The organism is Allosphingosinicella sp. (genome assembly GCF_036387215.1).
Lineage (GTDB): Bacteria > Pseudomonadota > Alphaproteobacteria > Sphingomonadales > Sphingomonadaceae > Allosphingosinicella.
In genome coordinates this window covers 1-8,446 of sequence record NZ_DASVUE010000389.1, presented here as the reverse complement: position 1 = coordinate 8,446, position 8,446 = coordinate 1, and the positions used below count along the sequence as shown (strand labels likewise).

At 67.9% G+C, this 8,446-nt stretch carries 8 protein-coding genes; 1 reads left to right on the top strand and 7 read right to left on the bottom strand.

What is annotated here, in order from left to right; all coding sequences use genetic code 11:
• The 7 genes from VF662_RS14965 to VF662_RS14935 all read right to left on the bottom strand — a co-directional run.
• Positions 1 to 545, bottom strand: a 545-nt coding sequence (locus VF662_RS14965; protein ID WP_464142687.1) for a GDP-mannose 4,6-dehydratase, incomplete at its 3' end; no start/stop codon positions are given.
• A gap of 110 nt (positions 546 to 655) precedes the next feature.
• Complete coding sequence (locus VF662_RS14960) at positions 656 to 1,747, bottom strand: CgeB family protein (protein WP_464142689.1); 1,092 nt, start codon at positions 1,745 to 1,747, stop codon at positions 656 to 658.
• 11 nt (positions 1,748 to 1,758) lie between these two features.
• On the bottom strand, positions 1,759 to 2,847 hold the full coding sequence (locus VF662_RS14955; RefSeq protein WP_464142685.1) for a CgeB family protein: 1,089 nt from the start codon (positions 2,845 to 2,847) through the stop codon (positions 1,759 to 1,761).
• Complete coding sequence (locus tag VF662_RS14950) at positions 2,844 to 4,088, bottom strand: CgeB family protein (RefSeq protein ID WP_464142683.1); 1,245 nt, start codon at positions 4,086 to 4,088, stop codon at positions 2,844 to 2,846. The genes VF662_RS14955 and VF662_RS14950 overlap by 4 nt, the downstream gene beginning before the upstream one ends.
• Positions 4,085 to 5,194 (bottom strand): glycosyltransferase family 4 protein, encoded by a 1,110-nt coding sequence (locus VF662_RS14945; protein ID WP_464142681.1) that lies wholly within the window; start codon positions 5,192 to 5,194, stop codon positions 4,085 to 4,087. Before VF662_RS14945 ends, VF662_RS14950 begins: the two co-directional genes overlap by 4 nt.
• Before the next feature lie 157 nt (positions 5,195 to 5,351).
• Entirely contained in the window at positions 5,352 to 6,440 is a 1,089-nt protein-coding gene (locus VF662_RS14940; protein WP_464142679.1) for an SDR family NAD(P)-dependent oxidoreductase, read from the bottom strand.
• A 148-nt stretch (positions 6,441 to 6,588) separates the two neighbouring features.
• Entirely contained in the window at positions 6,589 to 7,704 is a 1,116-nt protein-coding gene (locus VF662_RS14935; RefSeq protein WP_464142677.1) for an SDR family NAD(P)-dependent oxidoreductase, read from the bottom strand.
• Positions 7,705 to 7,919: 215 nt separating this feature from the next.
• On the opposite strand from VF662_RS14935, the gene VF662_RS14930 reads away from it, so the two are divergent.
• On the top strand, positions 7,920 to 8,446 hold a 527-nt coding region (locus tag VF662_RS14930), incomplete at its 3' end, for a histidine phosphatase family protein (protein ID WP_464142676.1).

Sequence of the window (8,446 nt, the reverse complement as noted above, 5' to 3'; positions counted from 1 at the left end):
CGGGCGACGCGGACCTCCGCGCGGCCGGCGCGGGCATAATCGAAGGTGAGCGTCTCGGCGGCGCGCTTGCCCTCGTCGTAGCAGGCGCGGGGGCCGGTGCAATTGACCCAGCCGCGATAGCCCTCGGGCTGCGGATGGACTTCGGGATCGCCGTACACTTCGCTCGTCGAGGTGAGGAGGAAGCGGGCGTTCATCTCCTCGGCGAGGCGGAGGAGGTTGCGGGTGCCGAGCACGCAGGTGAGCATCGTATGCTCGGGGTCAGCCTGGTAGTGCGGCGGCGAGGCGGCGCAGGCGAGGTTGTAGATGTGGGTGAACGGCGTCCGGGCGAGGCGGAGCTTCGCGGGAAGCCGATCGACGATGTCGGCCTCGACGAAATCGAAGCGCGGCTCGGACTTCAGGTGGTCGAGATTGCAGGCTCGGCCGGTGAGATAATTGTCGAGGCAGACGACGGTGGCGCCTTCGGCCAGCAAGGCATCGATGAGGTGGGAGCCGATGAACCCGGCGCCGCCCGTGACCAGCGCCGTCTTGGTCGTTCCATTCTTCACGCGGCGGCTCCCCTTTCAGCTTCTTCAATGACTTCTTCTACTTAGTCTCTAGGTGAACGCGGCAATCCGGCTTTGGTTCACATGAGCAACGATCCAGCCTCTCTGCCGAGTCACGACGCCTCCATCAGCTCGGGCGCGGCGGCGGCGGCGGCCGCTTCGCGGAGGTGGCGTTCGAGCTCGGCGGCGCGGTGGGCGGCGGTGTGCCCGTCGAGGACGCGGGAGCGGGCGGCATGCCCCATCGCCCGCGCCTCCGCCTCGCCGAAGCGGTTGAGGATGGCGATCACCTCGTCGCTGCTTTCGGCGAGAAGCATCTCGCTGCCGGGCGTGAAGAGGCTGTCGATGCCCTCCCATTTGTCGGAGATGACCGGGACCGCGCAGGCCGCGGCCTCGAACAGGCGCACCGAGGGCGACCAGCCGGCGGCGATCATGTCGGCGCGGGTGACGTTGAGGGTGAAGAGCGAGGCGGCGTAGAATTCGGGATGGTCGCGCGGGGGCAGATGCTCGATCCGCTCGACGTTGGCGGGCCAGTCGATGTCGGCGGGATATTGCGGGCCGGCGACGACGAAGCGGCGATCGGGCATGCGGCGCGCGGGCTCAATCAGCAGGCGCTCGAGCGTCGGCTGCCGGTCCGGACTGTAGGTGCCGAGATAGGAGAGGTCCCACTTCTTGGGCACGTCGAGCGGCGGATAGGCGTCGGGGTCGACCGAGCAATAGAGCGCGCGGGCGGCGGGGGATTTGTAATGATGCTCGAGGTGGCGGAGCGTGGGGCCGCCGGTGAAGGAGAGGTAGACGTCGTAGCCGGGGACGATCTCGGGCGAGAGATATTCGAAATCGCCGCGTTCGAGCTTGGCCAGGGTCACCGGCGTGTCGATGTCGTAGAATGCGGTGACGCCCTGTGCCGTCTCCTGGACGAAGCGGCCGACGGCGACGCCTTCGGGCACGTAGGAGCCGACCATGACCGCGTCCGCCGCGGCGATGTCGGAGCGCCATTTGTCCAAGCCGGCGAGATCGGAATAATAAGCGAGCTGGCAATAATCGGGATCGGTGACGTCGCGGTTGGAGGCGTACCAGGGGACATCGCGCTCCAGGAACAGGATATCATGGCCGCGGGCGGCGAACTCCTTGAGGAGCGCGCGGAAGGTCGTGGCGTGGCCGTTCCCCCAGGAGGAGGAAAGCGAAAGGCCGAGGACGACGAGGCGCATCGGGCGCTCGGTCATGCGGCGGTCCTTTGCTGGGCGAACTCGGCCTTCCAGAGCGCGTCCACTTCGGCGCCGCGATGGGTGTAGGTGTGCTCGGCGAGGATCCGGCGGAGGGCGGCCTGACCGATCTCGCGGGCGCGCTCGGGGGTGAGGGCGCGGACGTGCTCGGCGACGTCCTGGCCGTCGCGGGCGACCAGGACTTCCTCGTCGGGGGTGAGGAACTGCTCGATCCCCTCCCAGGCATCCGTGATCAGGCAGGCGGCGGCGCCGGCCGCCTCGAACACGCGGGTGGCGGGGGAGAAGCCGATATCGGCCATGCTGTGCCGGGCGACGTTGAGGACCGCCAGAGGCGTGCAGTTAAAGGCGTTGTGCTGGTGCGTGTAGACGTGGCCGAGGTGGCGCACGTTGCCGGGCATCTCCTTCGTCTCCCAGCCGTTGCCGCCGATCAGGAAGCTTCGATCGGGGAGGGCGGAGGCGGCGCGGAGGAAGAATTCCTCCACCCGCGCCTCGCGGTCGGGAAGGCGATTGCCGAGGAAGGCCAGGTCCGAGGCGAAGCGCTCGTCGGGCTCGACAGGGTGGTGGGTGGTGGGATCGAGCGCGTTGTAGATCGGGACGCAGCGGCGGGCGCCGAACCCCTCATAAGCGTTCACCACCGGCGGGCCTCCGCCATAGGTGAGCACCATGTCGAGATCGGGCAGCATACGGCGGACGACGTGGCTTTCGTCGGAGCGCATTTCTTCGAGCGTGGCGGCGGCATCGACGTCCCAGAAGATGCGCATCGCGCCGGGGCGGCTGTGCTCGATTATGCCTTCGAGCAGCTCGGTGTCGAATACGCCGACGCCGTTCGCCTTGACGACGATGTCGGCGGCTCGGGCTTCTTCGAGCACTCCGCGCATGGCTTCGGGCGTGGCGGGATAGACGACCGACTTCGCCCATTCCGGCGGATCGATGTCGCGATGCTGCTGACGGTCGAATGCGTCAGGCTCGTAGAAGGTGATGTCGTAGCCGCGGCCGGCGAGATCGCGGAGCAGGCCGCGATAGTAAGTGGCTGCGCCGTTCCAGTAGGAGGAGAGCAGGCTGGAGCCGTAGAATGCGATTTTCATGCGGGGATCCTCTGCTCTCTCCCCTCCCTCCCAGGGAGGGGATCGAGGGGTGGGTGGCAGACGAGCGGGCTCGATGCCCGCGAGGATGCGTCTTCACCGGCATCGAGCCGGTTCAGCCGCGACCCACCCCCAACCCCCTCCCTTGCAGGGAGGGGAGCTTTGAGGCGCTCGACGATGCCCAGCAGCTCATCCGCGCGGTGGCCGCAGGTGTGGCGGGCGCGGATAGTTTCGAGGCCCTTTTGCGCGAGCGACGCGCGGAGGTCCGGGTCGGACTTCAGGCGCTTCATGGCGTCGGCCATTTCGGCGCCGGTTGAGACCATCAGGAAATCCTCGCCGACGCGGAACAGGTTTTCGCTGTCGCTCCACGGCGCCGAGAGCAGAGGGATGCCGCAGGCGAGCGCTTCGAACGGGCGGATGGTGGGGATGCCGGGGAGCATCTTCGTGTAGAAGCGGCGCGGCACGTGGACGGTGGCGAGGTGGCGGGCGAAGATCTCCGGAGCCTGCGCGTTGGCGAGCCAGCCGTGGTAGCGGCCGCCGTAGCGGCGGACCGTGTTCTTCGCGGTCTCGTGGTAGCGCACGCCGTAAATGTCGAGCGGCAGGCCGGCTTCGCGGGCGGGGGTGAAGAGATACTCCTTCAGCTCCTTGGTGCGCTCGCCCTCGCCCCAATTGCCGATCCAGACGAGGCCGGAGCGCTCCTGCTCCACTTCGGGCGGGTGGAAGTGGCGGATGTCGGCGGCTTCGTGCCAGGCGAAGACGTTGTTGCCCCAGCCCCAGCCGCGATAGACCTCGGCCAGCGTCTCCCCGAAGGCGAGGACGCCGTCATAGCCGGACAGGTCGTAGGCCTTCATCGACTTGGGTTCGCTGACGGCGCGGTGGTGCGTGTCGTGGAACAGGAGGGTGAAGCGCCCGCCCCGCTTCCGGCGCTCGCCGATCGCGGCGACCAGATCGTGCTCGTTCCACTCGTGGACGATGACCAGATCGGCGCCGTCCAGCATCCGGCCGAGCGCCGGCCGCTTGCCGAAGGTGGTGGAGCTGAGCTCCGGATAGGCCTTTCGATAGGGCTCCAGCCCCTCCTCGCCATGATCCTTGAGGAGGTTCTCCATGCTCCAGGCCTTGGCGGGCTCGTAGGCGACAACTTCGTGACCGCGCGCGATCAGCTCGCGGAGCACGCCGCGAAGGAAGTGCGCGTTGCCGTGGTTCCAGCAGGAGGCCAGCGAATGGGTGAAATAGACGATCTTCACGCCGCCACCCTGCCCTGCTTCGCCGGAGCGGCGAGCTCGCGATAGATGGCAAGCATCTCGCGGGCCATGGCTTCGGGCGTGTAGCGGCCGGCGCGCTCCTTTGCCGCCGTGCCCATCGCGGTGCGGAGATAATCGTCGCCGACGATCGCCTCCACGGCCCTGGCGTAGGCCATGGGATCCATCGGATCGACGAAGGTTGCGACGCCGTCCCAAAGCTCGCGGAAGGTGGGGATGTCCGAGAGCACGAGCGGGCACCCGGCCGCGGCGGCCTCGAGGACTGCGAGGCCGAAAGGCTCGTAGAGGGCCGCCGAGACGAAGACGGGCTTGGCCGCAAGCCAGCGCGCCAGCTCCTTTTCACCGAGATTGCCGAGGGCGCGGGCATGGTCGAGCCGGGTGGAGTCGCCGTTGGGCCCCTCGAGAGGCCCGGCCATGTAGAGCGGCACCGGCAGGTCCGCGGCGGCGCGGTCGAGCGTGGCGGCGTTCTTGCCCTTGTCCCAGAGGCGCCCGGCGGTGAATGCGAAGTCGTGCGGCGCCACCCGCGGCAGCGCCAGCGGCGTCCGGCCGTTGTGGACGGTGGTCGGGAGCACGGGAAGATCGTGCGCCTTCTTCGTGGCTTCCGAGAAGGCGGCGGTGGGCGTCACCACCCGAGCGGCCCTGCGGAGGCCTTCACCGCCAAGATCGGAGCGCCACTTGAAGGCGCCGTCGACCCGCTCTCCCTTCACGCTGCCCCACCAGGTTGCGAGGCAGCTGTGATTGACGGCCACGACCGGCACGGGGAATTCGGCTTCGGCTGCAAGGGCCGGGGAATTCAGCTGGACGAGATCGACATTGTGGGACTTGGCGAGCTTTGCGACCGCCTCCCCCGCTTTCCGGACCGAGGCGCGGGTGCGGGCGAGCCAATCGAGCGGGAGGCCGGTGTCCACGAGCGTGAGGGCCTCGATGCTCCCCGCCATCTTCAGCTGCGCCTCGGACGGCGACGGGCCGAGGATCGCGAGCACCACCTCCACGCCGAGCTTCGAGAGGCCGCGGGCGAGATCGACGCTATATTGCCAGACCCCGCCCACCGCGTCGGCGGTGAGGAGGAGCCGAAGGTTCGGCTGCTTCATGGGGCTCCCCTCCCTGCAAGGGAGGGGGTGGGGGTGGGTCGCATCGGGCGGGCTCGATGCCTGCCCGATGCGCCTTCGCGGGGATCGACCCCGCTCAGTCGCCACCCACCCCTTAATCCCCTCCCTTCAAGGGAGGGGAGATGTAGTATCCGGCTCTTCACGCGACGGCCTGCTGCTCTGCCGGAACTTCGCGATCGAGCCCACGGGATTCGCGCAGCCATTCGGCAAGCATTGCGACGCCCTGCTTCCACGGCACCTCTGCCGAGAGGCCGAGCTCGCTGCGGATGCTGCGCGTGTCGGCGACGAAATAGCGCTGGTCGCCCGCCCGCCAGTCCTCGAAGCGAACGCTGGTCTCGCGGCCGGTGAGGTCGGAGATGTGGGCGAGGAGTTCGCGGAGGCTGACGGCGTTCGAGGGCCCGCCGCCGAGGTTGAAGGCGCGGCCGGCGAGGCGGCCGATATGCTGCCAAGCGTGGAGATAGGCCTCGACCGCGTTGGAGACGTCGAGGATGTCGCGGACCTGATAGCCGTCGCCGTAGAGCGTGATGGTCTCGCCTTCGAGCGCCCGGATCAGGAAATGGGCGACCCAGCCCTGGTCCTCGGTGCCCATCTGCCGAACGCCGTAGATGCAGCTCATCCGGATGACCGCGGCGGGGATCCCGAAGCTCCGCGAATAATCGAGCACATATTGGTCCGCCGCGCCCTTCGAGCAGCCGTAGGGCGTGTGGAAATCGAGCGGGCGTGCTTCGGAGATGCCGTGATCGCGCACATGCCGGTCCTGCGGGACGTAGCGCTGGCCTTCGAGGCGGAAGTCGATGTCGGCGAGATCGCCATAGACCTTGTTGGTGGAGGCGAAGATCACCGGCGTGCCATCGTTCTTCAGGCGCAGAGCGTCGAGCAGGTTCAATGTGCCGCGAAGGTTGATCTCGAAATCCTCGCGCGGATCGACCATCGAGGTGGTGACCGCGACCTGCGCCGCCATGTGGAACACGGCCTTCGCCTCGCGCGCGGCGCGGGCGAGCTCGTCCTCGTCTCGGATGTCGGCGACGACGTCCGTGATGAGGGCGCCGTGCCGCTCCTTCAGCCAGGCGAGGTTCTTTTCGACGCCGGGGCGGGAGAGCGCGTCGTAGATCAGGACCTCGTGCCCGTCCTCGGCCAGCCGGTTGGCGATGTTGCAGCCGATGAAGCCCGCCCCGCCGGTGACGAGGACCGGGCGGGTGTCGGTGGGGGTGGTGGGGATGGCGCTCATAGAGATCCTCCCCGGCACGGGGAGGGGGACCGCCGCCGCAGGCGGGGGTGGAGGGGGCCCTCCACACGCACTGCCGGACCCAGGGCCCCCTCCACCAGCCTGCGGCTGGTCCCCCTCCCCGTCCCGGGGAGGATCTTCGAGATGCCCCTCATGCCACCAGCCCCCTCGCCTCGAGCTCGGCCCGAGCCTGATCGACGCGGTCGTCGGCCGTCTCGCCAGCGACCCATTCGGCGAGCTCGGCAAGGCCTTCGCCGAAATCCTGGGTGGCTCGGAAGCCGAGCTTGTCGGCGGCCTTGGTGCCGTCGCAGAAGCAGTGGCGGATGTCGCCGATCCGGCTCTTGCCCACGATCTGGGGCGAGATGTCGTTCTTGCCCATCGCGCGGGCGAGCTCCTGCGCGACCTCGGTGACCGACCGGTCGTTGCCGGAGCCGATGTTGAAGATCTCGCCATGTGCCTGCGGAAGCTCGAGCGCGTCGGCGAAGGCGCGGGCGACGTCGCCGACATAGACGAAGTCGCGGCGCTGCTCGCCATCCTCGAAGATCATCGGCTGCTGCCCGTTGAGGAGCCGCGAGGCGAAGATCGCGAGCACGCCCGTATAGGGGTTGGAGAGCGCCTGGCCCGGGCCGTAGACGTTGAACAGGCGAAGGCAGGCGGCCTCCATGCCATAGGCCTCGGCCATGATCATGGTGGTGCGCTCCTGCACATATTTGTTGAGCGCGTAGATGGAGGCGAGATCGGGCCGCTTGGTCTCGGGCGTTGCGACCGGCTTCAGCGGGCGGCCCTCAGCGTCCACCGGGTCCCAGCTCTGGTCCTCGCTGGTGCGGGCCTGGCGCTTGGCCTCGTGCACCGGATTACCGTCGGCATCGACATAAAGGCCTTCGCCGTAGATGCTCATCGAGGAGGCGGTGACCACGCGGCGGACGGGATCGTCGATCAATTTCTCGAACAGGACCGCAGTGCCGACGTCGTTGACCGAGGTGTAGCGCTCGACCGCGTACATGGACTGGCCGACGCCGACCTCGGCAGCGAGGTGGATGACGCTGTCGACGCCCTTCAGCGCCTTCGCGACCGCATCGCCGTTGCGGACGTCCGCCCGGATCAGCTCGACGTCTTCCGGGAGATCGTCCGGCCGCTCCCGATCGCCGTGGACCTGCTCGATCAAGCTGTCGAGAACCCGAACCTCATGCCCCCGCTTCAGCACTTCCCTGCAGACGGCGCGGCCGATGAAGCCGGCGCCGCCGGTGATCAGAATCTTTTCTGGCAATGCGTCCCCCGTTGGTGATTATGGCAGCCGAAGAACCGATTCCGGCCCGTTTGCGGGAGCAGGATCATCTTCTTCATCACCGCCCGTAATGCTTCTTCATCTACTTTGTTCCGCATGCGATCCATTCGCACGAGGTTTGACAGCGGCTTGGAACTGCTCTTTCAAAGATCACAAAAGCAGGAACGAGATCGTTACATGTCGGTTCCGATTGGGCTGTGACCGCCACTATCCTTCTCATCCGCCATGCGGCGCACGTCGAGCTCGGGCAGACGCTGACCGGGCGGAGGCGCGACATCGCGCTCAGCCCCGAGGGGCTCGAGCAAGCCGAGATCGTCGCCGACCTGCTGGGGGTGGAGCCGCTTGCGGCCGTCTATTCGAGCCCGCGCGAGCGCGCTTACTACACCGCGCGGACGATCGCGGAGCAGCATGAGCTGAAGGTCGAGATCGCGGACGGGCTCGACGAGGTCGATTTCGGCGACTGGACCGGGATGAGCTTCGACCGGCTGGAGGGCGACCCGCAGTGGGACCAGTGGAACAGCGCCCGAAGCATCGCCCGGCCGCCGCAGGGGGAGAGCATGGAGGAGGCCTGCCGCCGCGCCGTCACCCAGATCGAGGAGATCGCCGGCTGGCATCCGGACCAGACGATCGTTGCCGTGAGCCATTGCGACATCATCCGGGGCCTCATCGCTTATTACCTGGGATTGCCGCTCGACAATCTTCTGCGGTTCGATATCGACCCCGC